Raw genomic sequence first — 24,789 nt, forward strand, 5'->3', positions numbered from 1 at the left:
GCCATGAGCCACGCCGCGCAGATTCAGTCCGAGATTCAAGACCTTGCCGAACATGGGCTCTACCGGCCGGGCAATGAGAAAGACGCCTGCGGCTTGGGCTTTGTGGCGCATATCAAAGGTCACAAGGCGCACAACATCGTTCAGCAGGGACTGAAGATCCTCGAGAACCTGGACCATCGCGGTGCCGTCGGCGCCGACAAGCTGATGGGCGACGGTGCCGGCATCCTGATCCAGATCCCGGACGAGTACTACCGCGCCGAGATGGCCAAGCAAGGCATCAACCTGCCGCCTCCCGGCGAGTACGGCGTCGGCATGATCTTCCTGCCCAAGGAGGCGGCATCCCGCCTCGCCTGCGAGCAGGAACTCGCCCGCGCCATCAAGGCCGAAGGCCAGGTGCTGATCGGCTGGCGCGACGTGCCGGTGGACCGTGACATGCCGATGTCGCCCACCGTGCGCGAGAAGGAGCCGGTGATCCGCCAGATCTTCATCGGCCGCGGCCCGGACATCATCGTGCCCGACGCCCTGGAGCGGAAGCTCTACGTCATCCGCAAGACGGCCTCCAGCGCCATCCAGGCACTCAAGCTCACGCACAGCCGCGAGTACTACGTGCCGTCGATGAGCTGCCGCACCGTCATCTACAAGGGCCTGCTGCTGGCCGACCAGGTTGGCAAGTACTACCTGGACCTGGCCGACCCGCGCGTTGTCTCGGCCATCGCCCTGGTGCACCAGCGCTTCTCCACCAACACCTTCCCCGAGTGGCCGCTGGCCCACCCGTACCGCATGGTCTGCCACAACGGCGAGATCAACACGGTCAAGGGCAACTTCAACTGGATGCGCGCCCGAGAAGGCGTCATGAAGTCGCCGGTGCTGGGTGACGACCTGAAGAAGCTCTACCCCATCAGCTTTGAGCACCAGTCCGACACGGCCACCTTCGACAACGCCATCGAGCTGCTGACGATGGCCGGCTACCCGCTCGCCCACGCCGCGATGATGATGATCCCGGAAGCCTGGGAGCAGCACGAAGGCATGGACGAGCGCCGCCGCGCCTTCTACGAGTACCACGCAGCCATGATGGAGCCGTGGGACGGTCCCGCCGCCATGGCCTTCACCGATGGCCGCCAGGTTTGCGCCGCACTCGACCGCAACGGCCTGCGCCCGGCTCGCTACTGCATCACCGACGACGACCTCGTTGTCATGGCTTCCGAGTCGGGCGTTCTGCCCATTCCCGAAGCCAAGATCGTCAAGAAATGGCGCCTGCAGCCCGGCAAGATGTTCCTCATCGACCTGGAGCAGGGCCGCATCGTCGACGACGAGGAACTGAAGAACCAGTTCGCCAACGCGCGCCCCTACCGTCAGTGGATCGAGAACGTCCGCGTCAAGCTGGACGACATCTCCGTGCCCGACGCGGCCCGCCCCGGTTTCACTACCACGCTGCTGGACCGCCAGCAGGCCTTCGGCACCACGCAGGAAGACATCAAGTTCCTGCTCGCCCCCATGGCCGCCAACGGCGAAGAGGGCATCGGCTCCATGGGCAACGACTCGCCGCTCGCGGTGCTGTCGAGCAAGAACAAGCCGCTCTACAACTACTTCAAGCAGCTCTTCGCCCAGGTCACGAACCCGCCGATCGACCCGATCCGCGAAAACATCGTGATGTCGCTGAACAGCTTCATCGGCCCCAAGCCGAACCTGCTGGACATCAACGCCATCAACCCGCCGATGCGTCTCGAAGTCAGCCAGCCCATCCTGGACTTCGACGACATGGCGCGCCTGCGCGGCATCGAGGCGCCCACCAACGGCAAGTTCAAGCCCAGCGAGCTGGACATCACCTACCCGCGTGACTGGGGTCGTGCCGGCGTGGAAGCGCAGCTGGCCTCCCTGTGCGCATCTGCTGTGGACGCCATCAAGACCGGCCACAACATCCTCATCATCACGGACCGTCACCTGAGCAAGGACCGCATCGCGATTCCCGCGCTGCTGGCCCTGTCTGCCGTCCACCATCACCTCGTCCGCGAAGGCCTGCGCACGACGGCCGGCCTGATCGTCGAGACCGGCACGGCCCGCGAGGTGCACCACTTCGCCGTGCTGGCCGGCTACGGCGCCGAGGCCGTCCACCCCTACCTCGCGCTGGAAACGCTCGAGGCCATGAAGGACGAGCTGCCGGCCAAGCTGACCGCCGAGCAGGCCCGCTACAACTACATCAAGGCCGTGGGCAAGGGTCTGTCCAAGATCATGTCCAAGATGGGCATCTCGACCTACATGTCCTACTGCGGCGCGCAGATCTTCGAGGCCATCGGCCTGAAGGCGGACTTCGTCGAGAAGTACTTCCGCGGCACGCCCACGCAGGTCGGCGGCATCGGCGTGTTCGAGGTTGCCGAGGAGGCCATCCGCATGCACGAGGCCGCCTTCAGCGACGACCCGCTGCTGGACAGCATGCTGGACGCCGGCGGCGAATACGCCTGGCGCACCCGCGGCGAAGAGCACATGTGGACGCCGGACGCCATCGCCAAGCTGCAGCACGCGGCGCGCGCCGGCAAGTTCGAGACCTACAAGGAATACGCCCAGCTCATCAACGACCAGAGCAAGCGCCACATGACGCTGCGTGGCCTGTTCGAGTTCAAGTTCGATCCCACCAAGGCCGTGCCGCTGGAAGAGGTCGAGTCGGCCGCCGACATCGTCAAGCGCTTCGCCACCGGCGCGATGTCGTTGGGCTCCATCTCCACCGAGGCCCACGCCACGCTGGCCGTCGCGATGAACCGCATCGGCGGCAAGAGCAACACGGGCGAAGGCGGCGAAGACCCGGCCCGCTACCGCAACGAGCTCAAGGGCATCAAGATCACCGATGGCACCAAGATCAGCGATGTGATCGACGGCAAGGTCATCGCCGTCGACTACGAGCTGAAGGACGGCGACTCGTTGCGCTCCAAGATCAAGCAGGTGGCATCGGGCCGCTTCGGCGTCACGACCGAATACCTGGTCAGCGCCGACCAGATCCAGATCAAGATGGCCCAGGGCGCCAAGCCCGGCGAGGGCGGCCAGTTGCCCGGCGGCAAGGTGTCCGAGTACATCGGCATGCTGCGCCACTCGGTGCCGGGCGTTGGCCTCATCAGCCCGCCGCCTCACCACGACATCTACTCCATCGAGGATCTGGCCCAGCTCATCCATGACCTGAAGAACGTCAACCCCAAGGCGGACGTGTCGGTCAAGCTGGTGTCGGAAGTCGGCGTGGGCACGGTCGCCACCGGTGTGGCCAAGTGCAAGGCCGACCACATCGTCATCGCCGGCCATGACGGCGGCACGGGCGCCTCGCCTTGGTCGTCCATCAAGCACTGCGGCACGCCGTGGGAGCTGGGCCTGGCCGAAGCGCAGCAGACTCTGGTGCTGAACCGCCTGCGCGGCCGCGTGCGCGTGCAGGCCGACGGCCAGATGAAGACCGGCCGCGACGTCGTCATCGGCGCGCTGCTGGGTGCCGACGAGTTCGGCTTCGCCACCGCGCCGCTGGTGGCCGAGGGCTGCATCATGATGCGCAAGTGCCACCTGAACACCTGCCCGGTGGGCGTGGCCACGCAAGACCCAGTGCTGCGCAAGAAGTTCACCGGCCGCCCCGAACACGTCGTCAACTACTTCTTCTTCGTCGCCGAGGAAGCGCGCCAGATCATGGCTCAGCTCGGCGTGCGCAAGTTCGACGAACTGATCGGTCGCTCTGACTGGCTGGACACCAAGAAGGCCATCTCGCACTGGAAGGCCAAGGGCTTGGAGTTCGGCCGCATCTTCCATCGCCCCAACGTGCCTGCCGACGTGGCCCGCATCCACAACGATGTGCAAGACCACGGCCTGGAGCGTGCGCTGGACGTCAAGCTCATCGAGAAGTGCCTGCCCGCCTTCGAGAAGGGCGAGAAGGTGCAGTTCATGCAAGAGGTGAGCAACGTGCGCCGCTCGGTCGGTGCGCGCCTGTCCGGCGAGCTGATTCGCCGCAAGCCCGAAGGCCTGCCCGACCACACCATCTTCATCCAGATGGAAGGCACCGGCGGCCAGAGCTTCGGCGCCTTCCTGGCCCACGGCATCACCTTCTACCTGATCGGTGACGCCAACGACTACACCGGCAAGGGCATGTCGGGTGGCCGCGTCGTCGTGCGCCCCAGCATCGACTTCCGCGGCGACGCGACCAAGAACATCATCGTCGGCAACACCGCGCTGTACGGCGCGACGCGCGGCGAGGCCTTCTTCCGCGGCGTGGCCGGCGAGCGTTTTGCCGTGCGCCTGTCGGGTGCCACGGCGGTCGTCGAAGGCACGGGTGACCATGGTTGCGAGTACATGACCGGCGGCACCGTCGCCGTGCTGGGCAAGACCGGCCGCAACTTCGCGGCCGGCATGAGCGGCGGCATCGCCTACGTCTATGACGAGGACGGCCACTTCGCCAAGCGCTGCAACACCAGCATGGTGTCGCTGGAGAAGGTCATGACGGCGCAGGAGCAAGAGGCCGGCGTCGACAAGGCCATCTGGCATCGCACCAAGGCCGTTGACGGCGTGGACCGCGAAGCCCAGACCGACGAGGTCATCCTGCGCAAGCTGCTGGAAGATCACCACCGCTGGACTGGCAGCCAACGTGCGCGCGACATCCTCGACCATTGGGCCGAGTCGCGTGGCAGGTTCATCAAGGTGTTCCCGAACGAATACCGCCGCGCCCTGGGCGAGCTCAATGCCGCCAAGGAAGCCGCCCAAACCATCGCTCAGGCCAAGGCGCCTGAGGCAGCCAAGGTCTAAGGAGCACCGACGTGGGAAAAGTCACCGGCTTCATGGAGTACGAGCGTCTGGAAGAGGGCTACGAGCCCGTCGTCGCTCGCGTCAAGAACTACAAGGAATTCGTCATTGCGCTGAACGTCGACCAGGCGAAGCAGCAGGGCGCGCGCTGCATGGACTGCGGCACGCCGTTCTGCAACAGCGGGTGCCCGGTCAACAACGTCATTCCGGACTTCAACGACCTGGTCTACAAGGGCCGCGCGGAAGACTGGAAGAACGCGATCACGGTGCTGCACAGCACCAACAACTTCCCCGAGTTCACCGGCCGCATCTGCCCCGCGCCCTGCGAGGCGGCCTGCACGCTGAACGTCAATGACGACGCCGTGGGCATCAAGTCCATCGAGCACGCCATCATCGACCGCGCCTGGGCCGAAGGCTGGGTCACGGCCCGGCCGGCCAAGTTGCAGACCGGCAAGAAGATCGCCGTCGTCGGCGCCGGCCCGGCTGGCTTGGCTGCGGCGCAGCAGCTGGCTCGCGTCGGCCACAGCGTCACGGTGTTCGAGAAGAACGACCGCGTCGGCGGCCTGCTGCGCTACGGCATCCCGGACTTCAAGATGGAGAAGTCCCACATCGACCGCCGCGTCGAGCAGATGAAGGCCGAGGGCGTCGAGTTCCGCACCGGCGTGATGGTCGCTGCACTGCCCGAGGGTTCCAAGGTCACCAACTGGGCCAAGGAGACGATCTCGGCCGATGACCTGAAGGCGCAGTTCGACGCCATCGTGCTGACCGGTGGCGCCGAGCAGTCGCGCGACCTGCCCGTGCCCGGCCGCGATCTCGCCGGCGTGCACTTCGCGATGGAATTCCTGCCGCAGCAGAACAAGGTCAACGCTGGCGACAAGCTGAAGAACCAGCTGCGCGCCGACGGCAAGCACGTCATCGTCATCGGCGGCGGCGACACCGGCAGCGACTGCGTGGGCACCAGCAACCGCCACGGCGCCAAGAGCGTGACCCAGTTCGAACTGCTGCCCCAGCCGCCCGAAGTGGAAGACCGCCCGCTGACCTGGCCCTATTGGCCGATCAAGCTGCGCACCTCGTCCAGCCATGAAGAGGGTTGCGAGCGCGAGTTCGCCATCGCCACCAAGGAATTCGTCGGCGAGAAGGGCAAGCTGACCGGCGTCAAGACCGTGCGCCTGCAATGGCAGGGCGGCAAGATGACCGAGGTCGAAGGCAGCGAGCAGATCCTGAAGGCCGACATGGCCTTCCTGGCGATGGGCTTCGTGTCTCCGGTCGCGACCATCCTGGAAGCCTTCGGCGTCGACAAGGACGCGCGTGGCAATGGCAAGGCCGCCACCGAAGGCGCCAACGCCTACAAGACCAATGTCGACAAGGTCTTCGCCGCCGGCGACATGCGCCGCGGCCAGAGCCTGGTGGTGTGGGCCATCCGCGAGGGCCGCCAGGCCGCGCGTGCGGTGGACGAGTACCTGATGGGGGCAACGACGCTGCCGCGTTGATGCCGCCACGCCAATAAAAAGGCCGCCCGTGGGCGGCCTTTTCTCTTGGGCGATGCTTCAGTTGTTGATCAGGATCTCGCGCCAGTTCAGGCGTTGCAGGCCGAGATTGACCGGGCTGCGTGTTTCCACCTTTTCAACCGGCTGGCAGTTGCTGCCCGAGCAGTTGTCCTTGCCCGCGAGCAGCACGGACTTGCCGACGCCGTTGATGTTGACACTGTAGAAGGTCAAGTCGATGACGACGCCATCGGTCTTGCTGACATAGCAGGCCGAGCCACCGCCGGTCAGGCCGCAATAGCCCGAGCCGAGGTCGATTGCGTACACACGGCTGGTGCCGTTGGGGGCGCAGGGATCGGTGGAGCTGGGCGAAGTCGCCGCGAATGCCACGGTGCCGTAGAACGATGTCGGATCTGACAACACGCGCCAGCCCGGGCCGCCTGAGGAGACACCGAGATCAACGTACCAGCCGATCTGCGTGCTCAGGTTCAGCGAGATCTTGCTGTTCAGGTCCACCAGTTCCAGCAGATTGGAGACCATCAGCGGGAAGTTGACGCCAGTGAGTGGCAGGTCCCGGGTGTCGCCGGGAATGGTGCCGTCCTTGCTGAACGCCGCATTGGAGCCGTCGAGGATGGCAAAGAAGCGTTGTGCCTGGGTGTTGTTCAGGTCAGTCGGATCCAGCAGGCGGCCGGTGCCGACCGTGATGTAGCGGCGGTTGGTGCCCGGCTGCACGACGGGCAGGGGCTTGCTGGTAATCGGCAGCACATTGCCGTTTGCCCCCACCAGCCGCGCGAACCTGACGGGTGCTGGGTAGGCTGCAGTGCCGGTGACGTCAAGCCTCCAGACGTTGCCCATCAGATCGCCGCCGTAGATGGCGTCCGCGTAGCCATCGGTCAAGTCCAGCACGAAGGCGTTGATGTGTGCCATGCCGGCCTGGTTGCTCGCCGAGCATGCGGCGACGGCAGGCGAGGTGAGGGCAGGGCAGGGGGCGGCCACCTTTTCCAGCAGCGTGCCGGTGCGCGGGTTGATGAAGAAGAAATAGGCGATGCCGTCGGCGTTGTTGTAGCCAGAGCCCACCACGATCGTCCAGCCGTACTTGCGCGTCTTCACGACAACCGGCTGCCCATAGGTGTAGCCGAGGTCGTTGTGCTTGAACTCCCAGAGCACCTTCTGCGCGGCGATGGTCTCGGTCGTGACGGAGGCCGGGTTGGTGATGTCGAGCGCATAGATGGACTTGCCACCCTTGCCCAGCCCGCCGACGAGGATGGTTCGCCAGTCGGTGCCGGTGCCGCCCGACGTGTTGCCGAAGTCGACATCGATGGCCAGCGGCGTGGCGTCCACCATGAAGTGGTGTGTGAACGTGGGGTTGCCGATCGAGGCCAAGCCATCGGTGCTGGGCGCGCCTGTCGGGCCGTTGAACAACGCGCCGGGTACGTAGGCCCAGACCTCCTTGCCGGCGTCGGTGCCGGTGAGGCTGCCATTCACCGCGTGCACCATGCCGTCGTTGCTGCTCACGTAGACCATCTGAGTGCGGTTGGCGTAGAGCGTCTTGAAAACGTCGTAGCCGGGGTTGTTGGCGGCGGAGTACGGCGCGGCAGGGGCAGCGACCGGGCGCGCCTTGGAATTGACAATGTCGCCCAACAGTTTGGCGCGATCGCGATAGACCTTCGTCGTGCTCGTTGTTGACGACACCTCCTTGGTGCGATCCCCGCGCAGGTAGTTCAGGTAGTCGAGCGAATCGTCGCCGGCCACATAGGAGGTATTGAGGAGTCCTCGTTGGGCTGCCGGAATGCCACCTGTGCCGTCGCGGAACCGCACGCCAACGTTGTTCACCGTGTCGTAGGTGGCGATAAATCGCCCGGTGTCCCAGCCGGTGCCCGCTGCTTGCGCGTCCAGCTTGGTGGCAAACGTCCACTGGCTTTGAAGACTCGGCTCGCCGGTGGTGGCATTGAAGGTCGTCAGGCTGGCCTCGAGTTCGCCCGTCCAGCTTTTCGCGTCGAACTTGGTCGAATAGGAGGCAACACCAAGGGCCGACACCTGGGGCAGGGCCGTCGAGAACGATGTCGAATAGGCAGAGAGCTGGGACGCAATGCTGGAGAAGGTCTTGTTCAGGCCGTCCACCATCTGGTCCGCACGCGCCGCCGTGTAGTAGTTGTCCGGACGCGGTTGGCTAGGGCTGCTCCCAACCGTGTCGGTTGTGGTCGCCCACCACGACTGATTGGATGAAAAAGTTGCTGCTGTTGCCGTAGCCGGATCGAAGGTGTTGTCAGGCTTGAAGCCGCCGTACTTAGCTGCCAGCAGAAACTGGTTGTCGCCCTTGTAGACCTGGTACTCCAGCACATCTAGCCAGTAAGTCTGGATGGTCTGCTTGCCGGTCAGATCGCTGCGGATGTCGTTGACGTTGGCCCAATAGGCCAAGCCGGCCATCAGCGTGCCGTTGTTGCTGCAGCAACCGCCATAGTTCTGAACTGACCCGAGTGAACTGCCAAGCCCTTGCAGCACGCCGACCTTGTTCGTCCAGTCAGTGGCGTCGACCCCCGTGTCGGCGGTGACCTCTGCCGGCTTGGTCGGCTCGGATGCGCCTGTCGCGCCAGGAAGGTTGCGGTCCGCGTGGGTGTTGACGTCGCCGATGCCGAGGATGAAGTTGCGCTGGCAGGAATACTTGATGGGGTCGTCCCAAGTCGTGATGACCGGGAAGCCGTCGGCGTGCGTGGCGGTGGCGTTGTTCGTCCAGGCCGCAACGTTGCCCAGGTTTCGGTAGTAGCGCTGGGTCGCGTAATAGAGTTCGCTGACCGGGTCGTAGGTCTTGTAGGTGGTCCGCGTGATCTCGCCGAACTTGTTCAGATAGTTCATCACGCCGCTGTCGCTTACCCCCGTTGCCGTTGCATCGGCCGGATCGGGGTTGGTCACCATGACGCCGGTGCTTGCATCCCATTCGGCCTTGGCGTTCGCGACAGGAATGCCGCCCGGCACCGGGCTGGTGGGGCCGATGAACTTCTGCTTGGCGCGCAGCACGCCGCCGTCGCGGTTGATGTTGTCGTCGTTGAGATAGCCGAAGGCGCTGTAGCGGATCTTGTCGGCGTACTTCTGCATCAAGCCGGTCGGCTTGGAGGAACTCGCACCATACGACGTGCAGTTCCCTTCGCGGTCGGGGGTCAAGGCCGCGGTATCGCAGACCTTCACGCGGACAAACGCCTCATAGAGCGTGCCTTCTTGCAGCGCATTGGCGGGGTTGTAGTGAGTGGGAGTGCCGTAAAGATCGATCGCGCCACCGCCGCCCACGTTGGCGTAGGTGGTTCCGCCCGGCAGCTGCCATTGCAGGCTGACCTCGCCGCCGCCGCCGCCCTGGTAGTACTCCGCGGTGATGTTCAGCGTGTCGTTGGCGGTCACGCCAGGGACACTCAGGAAGTAGTCGGTGGCGCCCTGGTCGACCCAGCCGGTGTTGTTGATCGTGTAGGTGGTGCCGCTGTTGTTGATGCGGACCGTCAGCCTTACGCCGTCGTCTCCACGGATCTTGAAGCTGTAGGTCCCGCTTGTCGGCGCTTTGACCGTGCCGGTCCATCGCGCAGACACATTGGTCGTGCTGATGCCCGCCGGGAACCAGTTGCCGTTGATGTTGTAGTTGATGTAGCCCTCGGTGCGGGTGGCTGCGGCAGTGCCATTCAAGGTCTTGTTGTTGAAGTAGCTTGCCGAGAAGGTCGCACTGTTGGCGCCGCCCGTGCCGGGCGTCATGAAACGCATCTTGTTGCCCAACGCCCAGATGCGCGTGCCCACCGAAATGGCCGAGCTGAACGGCGTGGCGGCGGCGACGACGGCGCTGGTGGAAATGCTGCTGTCAGGGAAGTTGTTCGTGCTGCCTTGGCTGCTGGGCGCCCAGGCCTTCTCCAGCACGGTCAGCGATGACGTGTCGAGCACGCGATAGCCGCCGGTTAGCGCCCAACGGAAGGGGTCGATGGTTTGCATCGACGCCCAGTTCAGGTAGTTGCCGCTCCACTTGCTGCTGCAGGTGCGATTGGTCGCGGCCCCGTTGGGATAGAAATAGTTGTCGGTGCCCGTGCCATCTGTGTAGCGGTAGGAGTAGCACTTGGCCGGATCGAAGTAGCCGATATAGGTATTGGCCGACGAGTAGGTGCGCGTGGGGTGGGCCACGCTGATGGCGGTCGGGAACTCCACCGACAGTGCGAGCGCCAGGTTGCCGGGCACATTGACGGCGGTGAACACCGGCTGGTCTGCCAGCGTGACCTGGGCGGACGATGTGGCGGCTAGCGTCACGAGACTGGCTACAAGCGCCACGCCGCGCACGGAGACAACAAGGCGGACTGCATTCATGGAAAACCTCGAAGCTCGCTGAGCGGGCTCAGTTGGTGGTGAAGGTGGACTGGAAGAACGACAGCGTGTTGCGTGGCCCGGTCACCCGCAGCGTGATGCGGAAGATGGGCTGCTCGGGCACCGCAGACGGGTTCGCGTTGTTGGCGGCGCCGCTGTTGGTCTGCGAGTTGATCCATTCGCTGGAGCCGCCGCCGAACACCGACTGGTTGGCCATCGTGCAGTTGCTGCTGGCACAGGCGCCGGCGGCGACGGCCAAGCGGTCGATCACGTAGCGGATCTTGAGGCGCACAGCGCCGTTGGTCTCGGTCACCACGATGTCGTTGGTAGACACGCCGACTGCGGTAAACGCCGTGTCCGACAGCAGCGCGTTCGGGATGCCCTGCGGGTTGGTCGCGAGCAGGCTTGCGCTGTAGTTGGCGGCCACGAGGTTGGCGTTGCGGGCCGTGACGGAGGCCAGCGCTCCGGTGCCGCGCACGGCGTCCAGGGCGATCAGCAGTGCCCGCTCGCCCTGGTTGGTCAGGTCGCGCTTGAAGCCGATGTTGCCGACCGTGATCTGGCTCGAGCTGATGGAGCGCGAGATGGCCACCGCACCGATCAGCAGGATGACCAGGGTGATCAGCGCAAACACCAGCACGATGCCGTGCTGCCGGTGCTTCGGTGCGGGGAAGGTGGGGCGAGGGCGCTTCATGACGACCTGACGGAGTAGCGGACATTGCGCAGCGGCACCGTGAACTCGACGACGCGGTAGCGCTGGTTGGTTGTGCCCACGGGTACGGTGTAGGTCTGCGTCAGCGTGGCGCCCAGATCGCTGAACATCTTCAGCGTGGCGGGTGTGACATCCGTCTTGTCGACAAGGTCGCTGCGCAGGATGAGCCCCACCCGAACCGCGAGGATGCTCTGCAGGTTGGTCTGCGCGACGGAAGTGCCCGCCGTCAGCGCGGCCGCAGTGAAGTTGGTGCTGGTTGGCGCCACCCATTGGGTGACCTGGCGCACGGAGCCGGTTGCATGCACGCCATAAAGCACGCGCATGTCGACGATGCCTTCGGCGAGTGCAACCGCAGCGGTCGAGCCGAGTTTCAGCAGGTCGTAGGACATCAGTGTCGCGTCTGCATTGAGCCCGAGCAGCAGGAATCGAGGCTGATTCCCGGTGACGTTGCCCAGCACCGAGACGAAAGCGTTGCCGTTCGAAAAATCGACCAGCGACTTGCCGTTGATGGTGTTCGCCGCGTAGGCGCCCGCAAACGTCAAGGTCTGGGCCGTGCCCCCCGTAAAGCCGCCGGTCACCTGCTGCAGCATGCAGCCGACGCCCTGCTGCGCCAGGAGCACCAGATCACCGCCGCGGATGCCCAGGGTGTTGGCCAGCTTCAGTTGGCCGGCGGCGGTGGTCATGGGCGACACGGGCAGGGCGGACTCGCTCAATCCCGAGTTGCCGGTTGCCACGGCGATGACGTCGGAGCCGTTGGCGCCGGCGCCTGCGTGAACGATCAGCGGCGCCAGCACGAAGGTTTGCGGGATGGACGCGAACGGCGCCGGAAACGCGGCGGTCGAGGGCAGCAGCTGTGCACCGCTGAGCGACGCATTCAGCGCACAGCCGTAGTTCTCCGAAGGGGATTGACTGAACCCTGCGCCGGCGCTGCGCAGTTCGCGGTCCAGCATGTAGGCCGCGTAGGCGGTGTTGCTGGTCAGGTCGTTGCCCGAGGTCACGCCCCGACGGATCGATTCCTGCCTGGCCACCATCATCGAGATGGCCAGCGTCAGCACCAAGCCGATGGTGAGTGTCACCATCAACTCGACGAGGGAGAAGCCGCTGACCGATGCGTTGTAGCGCTTCATGGCGTCACCAATAGCGGGATGACCACGTCGGTGGTGTAGGTGTACGTGTCGTTGGCGCCACCGGTGGATTGCACGGGTGTCCATGACAGCGATACGCGAGCGGTGGTCGTGTTGGTTATGGTCACCGTAGCCACGCCACCGGGCAAGCCGCCGCTGGCCGGGTCCGCCGCGCGCGCAGCCCAGGTGGCGATGTCTGACGAGCCGATGTTGATGGTGTTCGCGTTGAACATCAGCGAGGCCATCTCGTTGGCCAGCAAGGCCGCGCGTTGTGAGTCCTCGCTGCTGACCGAGACCTGCAGAGCCCGGGCTTGCAGCGTGATCAGGCCGAGCAGCCCGAAGGACACGATCAGGATGCCGACGAGCATCTCGATCAGCGAGAAGCCGCGGCTGGCTGTGCGCTTGGAAGTCATCATCATCTGCATCCGTCCGGGGCGGTGCTGCTCTTGCCGGGGTCGCACATCCTGACGGCGCCAGCGAGGCTGACGGTCACACGCAAGGGGCGCTTGTCTGCAGCGCTTCCTGATGGCGTGATGTCGTAGGACGCGGCTGCGGCTGTGCAATTCAGGCCGATGGCCGCAGGATTGGTCAGCGTCGTCTGCCGACCGTCGCCGCCGAAGCACAGCACCGTGGTGCCGGTTGATGAGCTCAGAGCAACGTCGCCCGATACATCGGTCAGCACGCCGCACTGCACGGCTTCGGCGACGTCGCCGGTGAGCAGTGCGTTGGGCACGGTCCTGATCTGCCAGTAGGTGCCGCCTGCCGCGGCTGTGGAGCCGGTCGTGCAGGTCTTGGTGTTGGTGAGGAAGAACGCCACCGTGTGCGTGCGCCGCTGCGCTTCCGCCTGGGCCAGGCGCATGCCGGACTGCAGTGCGTCCGCCACGGTGCGCGCGCGGGCGTTGCGAATCCAGCTCATGAAATTGGGCATGGCCACCGCCGTCAGGATGGCCAGCACACTGACGGCCACCATCAGCTCGATGAGGGTGAGACCCGAGCTGCGGCGGATCAGCATGGATCCCCCTTCTTCAGGATCCATTTGCTGGTGCAGGTGGTGCCAAAAGAGGCCGGAAGCGCTGTCGTTGCGCGCACGTCCTGGTGATTGATGGTGTACGTGAAGCCGCTGGTTTGGCCACTGCCCACGGCCTCCAAAGTGAATTGGGTCGCGTCCTGCGTGCCGGTGCAACCGATCACGAAAGTGCCGAACGTGCGTGCCGCCGTGGTGGTGTTGCCGCACGGAGCGACGAAGGTTCCGGCGTTGGCGTAGGTGCGGTTGTCCTGGTAATAGCGCTCCATCTGGGCCCGCATCGTCGTCAGCCCCGAGCTGGCGTCGGCCAGCCGGCTGCGCGTGATGTAGTCCCTGTACTGCGGGATCGCAACGGCTGAAATGATGCCGATGATGGCCACCGTGATCATCAACTCGATGAGAGTGAAGCCGTGGGCGGCGGTGCGGTGGAAGCGGTGGCGCATGGTGTGGGCTTGCATGGCTGATGGTGGGTATTTTGGTGTGGGGCGTGCGGGCCGTGATACCGCTCATCGTTGGCAGATGAGCGCTGGTCGCGATGACGCCGCGGTTCGTGAACTGGCGCACGTTTGAGCCCCCGCGGCCGGGTATCCGTCAGTTGACGGAAGCAAGCAGACGTAACGCACCGAGGACGATTCCGTGCCTCGGCCAAAGTGTTTTATCGGCATGCCGCCAGCCTTCTCCAGTGGCAACCCCGGGGCCCTCGGTGTTTCCCCTATCATGGCGCCCTTTCTTCCGCCTGGCTCCGGCCCGTCCGCGTGAACCCTTCGGCAACCGCTTCTCTGATCGAACTGCGCAACGTCAGCGTCGGCTATGGCGACCGCGTGGTCCTGAACGGCGTCAACCTCAAGCTCGAACGTGGCAAGGTGCTGGCGTTGATCGGCACCTCGGGTGGCGGCAAGACCACCGTTTTGCGCCTGCTCGGCCGGCAGCTGCGGCCGCTGAGCGGCCAGGTGCTGTTTGACGGCCAGGACTTGGCGCCGCTCGATCTGCCGGGCCTCTACGCCGTGAGACGGCGCATGGGCATGCTGTTTCAGTTCGGTGCGCTCTTTACCGACCTCAGCGTGTACGAGAACGTCGCCTTTCCTCTGCGCGAGCACACCGACCTCTCCGAGGCCATGATCCGCGACCTCGTGCTGATGAAGCTCAACGCCGTCGGGCTGCGTGGTGCACGCGACCTGCTGCCCAGTGAAATTTCGGGCGGCATGGCTCGCCGTGTGGCGCTGGCACGTGCCATTGCGCTGGACCCGGACCTCGTGCTCTACGACGAGCCCTTTGCTGGCCTGGACCCGATCTCCCTGGGCGTCGCCGCAAGGCTGATCCGCGACCTGAACGACGCCCTCGGCCTGACCAGCGTCATCGTCTCGCACGACCTGCACGAAACCTTCCAGATTGCCGACGTGGTGGCCATGGTCGCCAACGGCCGCGTCGTCGCGCAGGGCACGCCTGACGAACTACGTCATAGCGACGACCCGCTGGTACGCCAGTTCGTGGGCGCCGAGGCAGACGGGCCGGTGCGCTTCCATCAGCCGGCCAAGCCCGTGGCCGAGGATTTCGGGGTGTCTGCATGATGGCGTTGGCCACCCGCATCGGCGCAGGTCTGCGCTTGACGTTGACCGACGTGGGCGCTGCCGCGCGGCTATTCCTCAGCCTGCTGGCGCGTTCGCCCAAGGCGCTCGCGCGCTTCGTGCTCGTGCGCGAGCAAGTCTTCTATCTGGGCAACCGCTCGCTGTCGATCATCGGCGTGTCCGGTCTTTTCGTCGGCTTCGTGCTGGCGCTGCAGGGCTATTACACGCTGCAGCGCTACGGTTCGGCGGAGGCGGTGGGCCTGCTGGTTGCGCTGAGCCTGGTGCGGGAACTGGGGCCGGTTGTTACGGCGCTGCTGTTCGCCGGCCGGGCCGGCACTTCGCTGACGGCCGAAATCGGGCTGATGAAAGCCGGCGAGCAGTTGACCGCGATGGAGATGATGGCCGTGGACCCGGTGCAGCGCGTGCTTGCGCCGCGTTTCTGGGGTGGTTTCATCGCGATGCCCTTACTTGCGGCAGTCTTCTCGGCGGTCGGCATCATCGGCGGCTGGCTGGTGGCGGTGCCGTTGATCGGTATCGACTCCGGCGCGTTCTGGTCTCAGATGCAGGGCGGCGTGGATGTGTTCGCCGATGTCGGCAACGGCGTCATCAAGAGCTTGGCTTTCGGCTTGACGGTCACCTTCATTGCGCTGTTGCAGGGCTACACCTGCAGCCCAACGCCCGAAGGTGTGTCGGCTGCCACCACACGCACCGTCGTGCTGTCGTCCCTCGCCGTGCTGGCGCTGGACTTCATGCTGACCGCGCTGATGTTTTCGATTTAGGGAGAAGGAAGGATGCAATCCTCTCGGTATGACGCCTGGGTAGGTTTTTTCGTGCTGGTTGGCGGCGCGGCCCTGCTTTTTCTGGCGCTCAAGGCGGGCAATCTGCTCAGCCTCAATTTCGATGAGACCTACCAGGTGTCGGCTCGTTTCGACAACATCGGTGGCCTGAAGGCGCGCGCGGCGGTGAAGAGCGCCGGCGTCGTCGTCGGCCGCGTGGAGTCCATCAGCTTCGACGACAAGACCTTCCAGGCCAAGGTCGTCATCAATCTGCAGAAGGCCACGCTCTTCCCCAAGGACAGCTCGGCCAAGATCCTGACCGCCGGCCTGCTCGGCGAGCAGTACATCGGCCTGGAACCAGGCGCCGACGAGAAGAACCTGGCCGGTGGTGACGTGATCCGCCAGACGCAGAGTGCGGTGGTGCTCGAGAACCTGATCGGGCAGTTCATCAACAACAAGGCGTCGGACATGGGTAACGCCCCTGCCCAACCCGCGCCTGCCGGAGGCAAGCCATGAGCCGGGTCATCAGAGCCTTGGCGCTGCTGGCCCTCGTGCTCGGGCTGGCGGGCTGCCAGACCGTGAAGGGCGTCGGCACGCGCATCGAACGCGCCGTGGACAAGGTCATGGGCTCCAAGGGCCAGAGGCTGGACCCCTGGGAATCCTGGAACCGCAAGGTCTTCGCCTTCAACGAGAGCCTTGACGCGAATGTGCTGAAGCCGGTGGCGACGGCCTATTCCGAGATCGTGCCGGCACCCATCCGTACCGGTATCGACAATTTCTTCGGCAACATCGGCGACGCTTGGTCGACCGTGAACCTGCTGTTGCAGGGGCGTTTCAAGGCGGGTGTCGAGCAAGGCATGCGCTTTGCCGTCAACTCCACGTTCGGCCTGGCCGGTGTGCTGGATATCGCCACCGAGGCGGGCCTGGAGAAAAACAGCCAGGACTTCGGCAAGACGTTGGGCAGATGGGGCATGGGCACCGGTGCTTACGTCGTCTGGCCGTTGTTCGGGCCGTCCTCGGTGCGCGACTCCCTGGCCTTGCCGGTGGACTGGCAGGCCTCTCCGGCCGTCGTCTTCGACGATGGCAGCAAGAAGGTGCTCATCACCTCGCTGAACATCGTCAACACGCGTGCCAATTTCCTGCGTGCGGGCGAGATGCTGGAAGGCATTGCGCTGGACAAATACACTTTTTACCGCGACGCGTATCTGCAGCGCCGTGGCGACCTCGATGATGACGATGAGGTTGAGGTGCTGGTGCCCGGCAATGGCGCCTCCGCGCCAACATCAGCGGCTTCGGCACCCGAGCCTGCGGCGTCCGGGCCCGCTGCGACCGTGAAAAAGCCCGCCGAACCCGCATCCGCGGCGACGCGGTGAGCCACCAGGTTCGTTACGCGGTTCACGCGCGATGAGCCAACCGAAGCCCGGGCTGGCGCGTTGAGTGACAGTCCCGTTTTGAGAAAGCGACACCATGACTTTGCTGACTTCCCTGCGCCGCCTGCTCGCCCTGGCCACACTTGGCCTCGGCCTGGTGCATGCCGCCCATGCGGCCGACGCCGGCGCGCCGGACCAACTGATCCGCCAGCTCTCGCTGGAGACCATCGAGGCCGTCAAGGCTGACAAGGACATCCAGGCTGGCAACGTCGGCAAGATCATTGCCCTGGTCGACGCCAAGGTGATGCCGCACGTCAACTTCCAGCGCATGACGGCCTCCGCCGTCGGCCGCTTCTGGCGCCAGGCGACGCCCGACCAGCAGGGCAAGCTGCAGGCCGAGTTCAAGACCCTGCTGGTGCGCACCTATGCCGGCGCGCTGACCCAGGTGAAGGACCAGACCATCGGCCTGAAGCCGCTGCGCGCCCAGCCGACCGATACCGAAGTTGTCGTTCGCACCGAGATCCGTGGCAAGGGTGACGCCATCCAACTCGACTACCGCCTCGAGAAGGCTGGCGATGTCTGGAAGATCTACGACGTCAATGTGCTGGGCATCTGGCTGGCAGACCAGTACCGCAACAGCTTTGCCCAGGAAATCGGTGCCAACGGTATCGACGGCCTGATCAAGAGCCTGGCCGACAAGAACGCCAAGGCCGCCACACCGGCTGCCAAGGGCTGATCTTGAGTGGCTTGAAGCTGCCCGCGCGGCTGCGCATGGACGGCGCCCGCGCCGCCTGGGCTCAGATGTCGCCGGCCCTGCGTGCCGAAGCCGCCCAGGTGCTGGCCGCGGCGGGCCGCGAGGTGAGGTTGTCGGCCGTCGAGCTGACGGATTTCGATTCGTCGGCCCTCAGCCTGCTGCTGTCCGCCGCACGCCAGTGCAGCGAACAGGGCGCAACGCTCAAGCTCGACGACGCGCCCGACAAGCTGCGCGAACTCGCCCGCGTCTATGGCGTGGCCGAGTTGCTCTGGGCGCCGCCTGCCGTCGTCTAGATCAGCCGGCGTAGCGCTTGGCGCGCAGGTTCTTCTTGATCTCCTGCAGCATGGGCCGCAGTTGCTGGCCCAGGCGCAGGGCCACGCCTGTCGTCAGGATGTCCACCGCGATCAGGTGCAGCAGCCGCGACACCATCGGGCTGTAGCGGTCGAAGTCCTCGGGGTGGTCCACCGCCAGCAGGATCTGGCTGGGGCCCAGCGCCAACTGCGCCAGCGGCGAGGCGCTGGCCGTGATGATGATGATGGTCGCGCCCTTCTTGCGGGCGATGTCGGCCGCGTCCAGCAGGTCGCGGCTGCGGCCGGAGTTGCTGATGATGACGGCGCAATCACCCGGCTGCAGCATCGTCGCGCTCATCAACTGCACATGGCCGTCGCTGGTTGCGACCGTGTTGACGCCGAGGCGGAAGAACTTGTGCTGGGCGTCCTGCGCCACGATGCCGGAGTTGCCGACGCCGTAGAACTCGATGCGCCGGTTGTGGCGGGCCGAATCGGCCAGTGCGTCGATGGCGCGCTCGAAGGCGTGGCTGGCAGCGTCGTTGCGATAGTGCAGCAAAGCGGCGACAGCGTTGTCGACCACCTTCACGATGATGTCGGCCGTCTTGTCGTCTTCGTCCACGGCGCGGTGCACGAAGGGCACGCCTTCGTTGACGCTGCCGGCCAGCTTCAGCTTGAAGTCGGCCAGGCCGTCATAGCCGACGCTGCGGCAAAAGCGCACCACCGTCGGCTTGGACACATGCGACCGGTCGGCCAATTCGCTGACCGGCAGGCTCGCAAAGCTGCGTGCATCAAGCAGCAGCAGCTTGGCGACGCGCTGTTCCGCAGGCGGCAGGGCCGGCAGCGCGGCTTTGACTCGTTCGAGGATGCTCATTGCTCTTCCGCCCAGGAGAAACCATCACGGGCCACGAGCGCGCTGGCAGCGGCCGGACCCCAGGAACCGGCGGCATAGGGCCGCGGGCCGTTGCCATCTGCTTCCCAGGCGTCGAGGATGGGCTCGACCCAGCGCCAGGCCTGCTCCTGCTCGTCGCTGCGCACGAAGAGGTTCAGGCGGCCGGCGATCGCTTCCAGCAGCAGGCGCTCGTAGGCGCCCACGCGATGCGTTGCGAAAGCCTTGTCGAAGTCCAGGTCCAGCGAGACCGGCGTCAACTGCTCGCCGTGGCCCGTGCCCTTCTGTGCGAGCAGCTGGAGCTCCAGTCCGTCCTCGGGCTGCAGCTTGATGACGAGGCGATTCGGCAGGCTGGCGCCCGGAAAGATCTGGTGCGGCACCGGGCGGAAGTTGACGACGATCTGCGCGTCGCGCGCGGCCAGGCGCTTGCCGGTGCGCAGGTAGAAGGGCACGCCGGCCCAGCGCCAGTTCTCCACCTCGGTGCGCAGCGCGACGAAGGTCTCGCACTGGCTTTCCGGCGGCACCTTGACCTCCTCCAGGTAGCCCGGCACCGGATGGCCGCCGCACATGCCCGCGCGGTACTGGCCACGCACGACATCACGGCTCACCGAACCTGGTGTGAAGGGCTTGAGCGCGCGCAGCACCTTGAGCTTCTCGTCGCGGATCGCGTCGGCATCGTTGCTGGCGGGCGGCTCCATGGCGATCATCGTCAGCAACTGCAACGCGTGGTTCTGGATCATGTCGCGCAGCGCGCCGGTGCCGTCATAGAAGGCACCGCGCGTGCCGACGCCGAGCTGCTCGGCCAGCGTGATCTGGATGTTGGCAATGCTCTCGCGCCGCCACAGCGGTTCGAACAGGGCGTTGCCAAAGCGCAAGGCCATCAGGTTCTGCACCGAGGGCTTGCCGAGGTAGTGATCGATGCGGAAGGCCTGGCGTTCGGCGAACACCGCGCGCACCGTGCGGTTGATCTCCTGGGCGCTGGCGAGGTCGTGGCCCAGCGGCTTCTCCAGCACGACGCGCACCTTGTCGTGGTTGAGGCCGACGGCGCCGAGCTGCTGGCAGATGCCGGTGAAGAGGTGGGGGCTGGTGGCGAGGTACAGCACGACGGTGTCGGCGTTGCGCGCGTCCAGCCAGTCCTTCAGGCCCTGGTAGTGCTCGGGCTGGGAGAGGTCCATGCGACGGTAGTGGATCAGCTCGGCGAAGCGCTCGAACTCCTCGTCGCTCGGGCGCTTGCCCGCGTCGACCTCGCGGAAACGCTCCTTCAGCCACTCGCGGTAGCGCTCGTCCGTCTGCTCGTCACGCGCGACAGCGAGAATGCGGCCGCCTACGGGCAGCTTGCCGTGCCGGAAGGCCTGGAAAAGCGCAGGCATCAGCTTGCGCCATGTCAGGTCGCCGGTACCGCCAAAGAACACGAGATCGAAAGACATCTGCGGGGTCTCCAGGCCAGCGTCTCCTAGCGAGCGCTAACCGTTGTGTAACTAAGTTTCGTGAAATACTATGCAGCAGTTTCTTCGCCGGGTCAATCCGATCGACCCGAGGACAGGCCCACCATGAACCAGCTCGACCAGCTCAAAGCCGTCACCACCGTCGTTGCCGACACAGGCAATTTCCTGCAGCTCGCGCAGTTCGCGCCGCGGGATGCAACGACCAACCCTTCGCTGATCCTGAAGGCCGTGCAGTCGCCCGACTACGCGCCGCTGCTGAAGGAAACAGTTGCCGCGCGCCGCGGTAAACCGCTGGACGAGATCGTCGACCACGTGCTCGTGCGCTTCGGCCTCGAAATCCTCAAGGTCGTGCCGGGCCGCGTGTCCACCGAGGTGGATGCCCGCCTGTCCTTCGACAAGGCCGCGTCCCTCGCCCGTGCGCGCCGCATCATCGGCCTGTACGAAGCCGCCGGCATCCAGCGCGAGCGCGTGCTGATCAAGCTGGCATCGACGTGGGAAGGCATCCAGGCCGCCGCCGAGCTGGAGCGTGAAGGCATCCGCTGCAACCTGACGTTGCTGTTCGCATTCGCCCAGGCCGTGGCCTGCGGTGAAGCCAAGGTGCAGCTCATCTCGCCCTTCGTCGGTCGCATCTACGACTGGTACAAGAAGTCGGCCGGCGCAAGCTGGGACGAGGCGGCACAGGCCGGCGTCAACGACCCGGGCGTGAAGTCGGTGAGCCAGATCTACAGCTACTTCAAGCAGCACGGCATCAAGACCGAGGTCATGGGCGCGAGCTTCCGCAACATCGGCCAGATCCAGGCGCTGGCCGGCTGCGACCTGCTGACCATCAGCCCCGACCTGCTCGCGCAGCTGCAGGCGACGGATGCCAAGCTCGAGCGCGCCCTCGACCCGGCCAAGTCGTCGGCGACGCCTGCCCTCCACCTCGACGAAGCCGCCTTCCGCTTTGCACTGAACGAGGACGCGATGGCGACCGAGAAGCTGGCCGAAGGCATCCGCCTGTTCGCCATCGACGCCGGCAAGCTCGACAAGCTCATCGAAGCGGCCTGACCATGACGACACGCTGCGACCTCTCGCCCGTCTGGGCCGAACTGCAGGCCCATTTCGACCAGGACGGCGCCGCGAGCGGTCGCGGCTTCGACATCCGCACGGCGTTCGCCGCCGATGCAGGCCGCTTCGGCGCGCTGTCGTTCGAGGCGCCCGAAGTCTTTGCCGACCTGTCCAAGAACCGCATCGACGCGGCCACGCTGGCGCTGCTGCTGAAGCTGGCGGGCGACTGCGGGCTGGAGGCACGCCGTGACGCGCTGTTGCGCGGCGATCCGGTCAATCACACCGAAGGCCGCGCGGTGCTGCACACGGCGCTGCGTGCACCGGCCGGCAGCAATGCCCCGTTCAACGCCGACGTGCAGGCCTCGCTCGACGCCATGCTCGCCTTTGCCGAGAGCGTGCGCCGCGGCGAGCGGGGTGAGATCACCGACGTCGTCCACATCGGCATCGGCGGCAGCGACCTCGGCCCGGCCATGGTCGTGCAGGCGTTGCAGGCCTTCGGCCGGCGCGACCTGAAACTGCACTTCGTTTCCAACGTCGATGGCCATGACCTGGCACCCGTGCTGGCGGGCCTGGACGCGAAGCACACCCTCTTCGTCATCGCGTCCAAGACCTTCACAACGCAGGAAACGCTGGCCAATGCGCAAGCCGCCAAGGCCTGGTTCCTTGCCGCCGGCGGCACGGACGTGGCACGCCATTTCGTCGCCACCAGCAGCAACACCGCCGCCGCAGCCGCCTTTGGCATCGACACCGCGTTCGGCTTCTGGGATTGGGTGGGCGGCCGCTACTCGCTGTGGTCGGTCATCGGGCTGCCCATCGCCATCGCCGTCGGCGCCGACAACTTCCGCGAACTGCTGGCTGGCGCGCATGCGATGGACCAGCATTTCGCGTCCACGCCGCTGGCGCAGAACCTGCCGGTGCTGCTGGGTCTCGTCGACATCTGGTACCGCAACTTCCACGGTTTCACCAGCCGCAGCGTCGCGCCCTATCACCAGGGCCTGCGCCGCCTGCCGGCCTACCTGCAGCAGCTCGAGATGGAGAGCAATGGCAAAGGTGTCGATCTGGACGGCAATGCGCTGCCGCTTGGCACTTCGCCCGTCGTATGGGGCGAGGCCGGCACGAACGGCCAGCACGCCTACTTCCAGATGCTGCACCAGGGCACGGACGTGATCCCGGTCGAGTTCATCGCCGTGAAGCGCCCCAACCATGGCGTCAGCGGTGAGCTGGCGATCAAGCTGGCTGACCAGCACCGCAAGCTGCTCGCCAACTGCCTCGCCCAGAGCCAGGCGCTGATGCAGGGCAAGACCGCCGCCGAGGCCCTGACCGAAACAGCGCCCACCGCCTCCGCGACGCTGGACCGCGCTGTTTTGTCCCGCCACCGCAGTTTTCCTGGTAACCGCCCAAGCACGACGCTCGTGCTGGATGCGCTGACGCCGCGCTCGCTCGGCGCGTTGATCGCCCTCTACGAGCACCGCGTCTTCGTGACCGGCGCGCTGTGGGGCATCAACAGCTTCGATCAGTGGGGCGTGGAGCTCGGCAAGGCGCTGTGCAACCAGCTGCTGCCGCGCCTGGGCAGTGGCGACACCGCTGGCCTGGATGGCTCCACGGCCGGCCTGCTCACCCGCTTGGTGTCCGCATGAAAATCGTCTTCGACTTCGGTGGCGTCCTCTTCCGCTGGCACCCGGCCAGCTTTCTCGCGCGGCTTTGGCCGCATCGCATCGAGACGCTGGAGCAGGGCGCTGCGGCCGCGGCCACCTTCTTCCAGAACTACGGTGGCGATTGGGGCCTGTTCGACCAGGGCTTGATCGGTGCCGATGAGGTGGTGCGCCGCATCGCCGCCCGCACCGGCTGGCCGCGTGGCGAAGTGGCGGCTGTGCTGCGCGCCGTGCCCGACGAGCTGATGCCCATCCCGGCCACCGTCGTGTTGATCCGCGACCTGCGCGCGGCGGGGCACACGCTGCACTACCTGTCCAACATGCCGGAACCGTTTGCCGACCACCTGAGCAAGACCTACCCGCTGGGCGAGTGGTTCGAATCGGGGTTGTTCTCCGGCCGCGTCAAGCAGATCAAGCCTAACGCCGAGATATTCGGCATGGCGGAGCGGCGTTTTGATGCCCAGCCTCAGGATCTGCTCTTCCTGGACGACCACCCGGCCAATGTCGATGCGGCGCTGTCGCGCGACTGGCAGGCCTTCCTGTTCACCGATGCCGCCAGCGCGCGCCGCGAGCTGGTGTCGCGGCGGCTGCTGAACGGCTGATCAATGCATCAGCGGTTCGCCGTCGGGCCCGAATTCACCGGGGTCCTGCGGCGGGGTGGCGGGCACGCGAAAGCTCTCGCTGGCCCAGGCACCGAGGTCGATCTGGCGGCAGCGTTCGCTGCAGAACGGCCGCCATTTGTTGCTGGGCGCGAACACGCTGTCGCCGCCGCACTGCGGGCAGCGCACGATGCGCTCACCTTGGGCGTTCGTCTTCATTGGCAAAGTGCGAGCTCGAAGCCGCTGTCTTCCTGGGCCAGCTTGAGCCGGCCTTCCTCGTCCTGGCGCATCAGGCGGATGGAGATCATCAGCCGGTGGCCGGAAATCTCGGGAATCAACCCGAGGCTGGGGTCGATGCGCATGCGCAGCAGCTGGTAGACGCGGCCAGCCGGCAAGCTCTGCTGGAACTGGCCGGCCGTGGCCGCCACCTTGTGCGGCGCGCCGGAATCGCGCAGCAGGCCCAGCAGCACTTGCAGGGCTTCGGCCATCGGCATCAGCGTCTGCGCCCAGCCCATCAAGTCCTTGCGGCGGCGCACCGGCAGCAACTGCTGCCAGTTGTAGTAGGCCGGCAGGTCGAATTCGCAGGTGCCGCCGGGGATGCTGATGCGGCTGCGAATGCTCATCAGCCAGTCGTTGGCTGTCAGCGCCACACCGGTCTTGCCGGCCACCGCGTTCAGGCGCTGGAAGGCGCCGTCGATACGGCCGACGACCTCGTCCAGCCGCGCTTCTTCCACCCCGGGATTGCCGCGGTAGGCGTTGAACTGGGCCTTGTGCTTTTCCAGCTCCTTCAGCAGGTCGCTCTTCAGGTCGGCGCGCGAGGCGACGTCCAGGATCTCGAACAGCGTGACCAGCGCGAAATGGTGGTCCAGCGCCGTCTCGCGCGCCATCAGCGCACCGAGACGGTCGAACAGATGCTCGAGGCGGAGCATCGTGCGGATGCTCTCGTTGAACGGGTACTCGTACAGGACCAAGGGGGCCTC

Annotated in this window: 21 protein-coding genes; 11 read left to right on the plus strand and 10 right to left on the minus strand. The window is 65.8% G+C overall.

Features of this window, described 5'->3' with window-relative positions; genetic code table 11:
* Positions 1–3: 3 nt before the first annotated feature.
* Both AC07V5_RS11025 and AC07V5_RS11030 read left to right on the plus strand, forming a co-directional pair.
* Complete coding sequence (locus AC07V5_RS11025; RefSeq protein ID WP_495115725.1) at positions 4–4,761, plus strand: glutamate synthase-related protein; 4,758 nt, start codon at positions 4–6, stop codon at positions 4,759–4,761.
* Positions 4,762–4,772: 11 nt separating this feature from the next.
* Positions 4,773–6,248 carry a glutamate synthase subunit beta gene (locus AC07V5_RS11030; RefSeq protein ID WP_495115726.1) on the plus strand — a complete coding sequence of 492 codons (1,476 nt, stop codon included), beginning with the start codon at positions 4,773–4,775 and terminating at the stop codon, positions 6,246–6,248.
* 57 nt (positions 6,249–6,305) lie between these two features.
* On the opposite strand, the gene AC07V5_RS11035 is transcribed toward AC07V5_RS11030, so the two are convergent.
* Genes AC07V5_RS11035 through AC07V5_RS11060 form a run of 6 tightly spaced genes read right to left on the minus strand, consistent with a single transcriptional unit; the run spans position 6,306 to position 13,883 of the window.
* Positions 6,306–10,571 (minus strand): PilC/PilY family type IV pilus protein, encoded by a 4,266-nt coding sequence (locus AC07V5_RS11035; protein WP_495115727.1) that lies wholly within the window; start codon positions 10,569–10,571, stop codon positions 6,306–6,308.
* A 28-nt stretch (positions 10,572–10,599) separates the two neighbouring features.
* Complete coding sequence (locus AC07V5_RS11040) at positions 10,600–11,259, minus strand: hypothetical protein (protein ID WP_495115728.1); 660 nt, start codon at positions 11,257–11,259, stop codon at positions 10,600–10,602.
* Complete coding sequence (locus tag AC07V5_RS11045; RefSeq protein ID WP_495115729.1) at positions 11,256–12,404, minus strand: PilW family protein; 1,149 nt, start codon at positions 12,402–12,404, stop codon at positions 11,256–11,258. Before AC07V5_RS11045 ends, AC07V5_RS11040 begins: the two co-directional genes overlap by 4 nt.
* On the minus strand, positions 12,401–12,814 hold the full coding sequence (locus tag AC07V5_RS11050; protein ID WP_495115730.1) for a type IV pilus modification PilV family protein: 414 nt from the start codon (positions 12,812–12,814) through the stop codon (positions 12,401–12,403). The genes AC07V5_RS11045 and AC07V5_RS11050 overlap by 4 nt, the downstream gene beginning before the upstream one ends.
* Before the next feature lie 2 nt (positions 12,815–12,816).
* The gene (locus AC07V5_RS11055; protein ID WP_495115731.1) at positions 12,817–13,413 is read right to left on the minus strand and encodes a GspH/FimT family pseudopilin; all 597 of its coding nucleotides are present in this window, start codon (positions 13,411–13,413) and stop codon (positions 12,817–12,819) included.
* The gene (locus tag AC07V5_RS11060; protein WP_495115732.1) at positions 13,407–13,883 is read right to left on the minus strand and encodes a type IV pilin protein; all 477 of its coding nucleotides are present in this window, start codon (positions 13,881–13,883) and stop codon (positions 13,407–13,409) included. Before AC07V5_RS11060 ends, AC07V5_RS11055 begins: the two co-directional genes overlap by 7 nt.
* Before the next feature lie 297 nt (positions 13,884–14,180).
* Between AC07V5_RS11060 and AC07V5_RS11065 the strand changes: the two genes are divergently transcribed.
* The 6 genes from AC07V5_RS11065 to AC07V5_RS11090 all read left to right on the plus strand — a co-directional run bounded on the left by AC07V5_RS11065 (position 14,181) and on the right by AC07V5_RS11090 (position 18,183).
* Positions 14,181–14,993: an ABC transporter ATP-binding protein gene (locus tag AC07V5_RS11065; RefSeq protein WP_495115733.1), complete on the plus strand. Its 813-nt coding sequence runs from the start codon at positions 14,181–14,183 to the stop codon at positions 14,991–14,993.
* A complete protein-coding gene (gene mlaE, locus AC07V5_RS11070; RefSeq protein ID WP_495115734.1) occupies positions 14,990–15,769 on the plus strand; it encodes a lipid asymmetry maintenance ABC transporter permease subunit MlaE in 780 nt (259 codons plus the stop codon). The genes AC07V5_RS11065 and mlaE overlap by 4 nt, the downstream gene beginning before the upstream one ends.
* Before the next feature lie 12 nt (positions 15,770–15,781).
* A complete protein-coding gene (mlaD, locus tag AC07V5_RS11075) occupies positions 15,782–16,282 on the plus strand; it encodes an outer membrane lipid asymmetry maintenance protein MlaD (RefSeq protein WP_495115735.1) in 501 nt (166 codons plus the stop codon).
* Positions 16,279–17,139, plus strand: coding sequence for an MlaA family lipoprotein (locus tag AC07V5_RS11080; protein WP_495115736.1), 861 nt, complete (start codon positions 16,279–16,281; stop codon positions 17,137–17,139). The genes mlaD and AC07V5_RS11080 overlap by 4 nt, the downstream gene beginning before the upstream one ends.
* A 94-nt stretch (positions 17,140–17,233) precedes the next feature.
* On the plus strand, positions 17,234–17,872 hold the full coding sequence (locus AC07V5_RS11085) for an MlaC/ttg2D family ABC transporter substrate-binding protein (protein ID WP_495115737.1): 639 nt from the start codon (positions 17,234–17,236) through the stop codon (positions 17,870–17,872).
* A gap of 2 nt (positions 17,873–17,874) precedes the next feature.
* On the plus strand, positions 17,875–18,183 hold the full coding sequence (locus AC07V5_RS11090) for an STAS domain-containing protein (protein ID WP_495115738.1): 309 nt from the start codon (positions 17,875–17,877) through the stop codon (positions 18,181–18,183).
* A gap of 1 nt (position 18,184) precedes the next feature.
* Here the strand turns inward: AC07V5_RS11090 and AC07V5_RS11095 are convergent, their stop codons facing one another.
* Both AC07V5_RS11095 and zwf read right to left on the minus strand, forming a co-directional pair.
* On the minus strand, positions 18,185–19,045 hold the full coding sequence (locus AC07V5_RS11095) for a MurR/RpiR family transcriptional regulator (protein ID WP_495117051.1): 861 nt from the start codon (positions 19,043–19,045) through the stop codon (positions 18,185–18,187).
* Between the two features lie 2 nt (positions 19,046–19,047).
* On the minus strand, positions 19,048–20,493 hold the full coding sequence (gene zwf, locus AC07V5_RS11100) for a glucose-6-phosphate dehydrogenase (protein ID WP_495115739.1): 1,446 nt from the start codon (positions 20,491–20,493) through the stop codon (positions 19,048–19,050).
* Between the two features lie 123 nt (positions 20,494–20,616).
* Between zwf and tal the strand changes: the two genes are divergently transcribed.
* From tal to AC07V5_RS11115, 3 genes are read left to right on the plus strand one after another with little or no spacing between them, the layout of a single operon-like run.
* Positions 20,617–21,558: a transaldolase gene (gene tal, locus AC07V5_RS11105; RefSeq protein ID WP_495115740.1), complete on the plus strand. Its 942-nt coding sequence runs from the start codon at positions 20,617–20,619 to the stop codon at positions 21,556–21,558.
* A gap of 2 nt (positions 21,559–21,560) precedes the next feature.
* Positions 21,561–23,195, plus strand: a complete 1,635-nt coding sequence (gene pgi, locus AC07V5_RS11110; protein ID WP_495115741.1) for a glucose-6-phosphate isomerase — start codon at positions 21,561–21,563, stop codon at positions 23,193–23,195.
* Positions 23,192–23,812: an HAD family hydrolase gene (locus AC07V5_RS11115; RefSeq protein ID WP_495115742.1), complete on the plus strand. Its 621-nt coding sequence runs from the start codon at positions 23,192–23,194 to the stop codon at positions 23,810–23,812. Before pgi ends, AC07V5_RS11115 begins: the two co-directional genes overlap by 4 nt.
* On the opposite strand, the gene AC07V5_RS11120 is transcribed toward AC07V5_RS11115, so the two are convergent.
* Complete coding sequence (locus AC07V5_RS11120) at positions 23,813–24,028, minus strand: DNA gyrase inhibitor YacG (protein WP_495115743.1); 216 nt, start codon at positions 24,026–24,028, stop codon at positions 23,813–23,815.
* Complete coding sequence (gene zapD, locus AC07V5_RS11125; protein WP_495115744.1) at positions 24,025–24,780, minus strand: cell division protein ZapD; 756 nt, start codon at positions 24,778–24,780, stop codon at positions 24,025–24,027. The genes AC07V5_RS11120 and zapD overlap by 4 nt, the downstream gene beginning before the upstream one ends.
* Positions 24,781–24,789: the final 9 nt, after the last annotated feature.

This window comes from Roseateles sp. GW821-FHT02E12 (assembly GCF_059421665.1).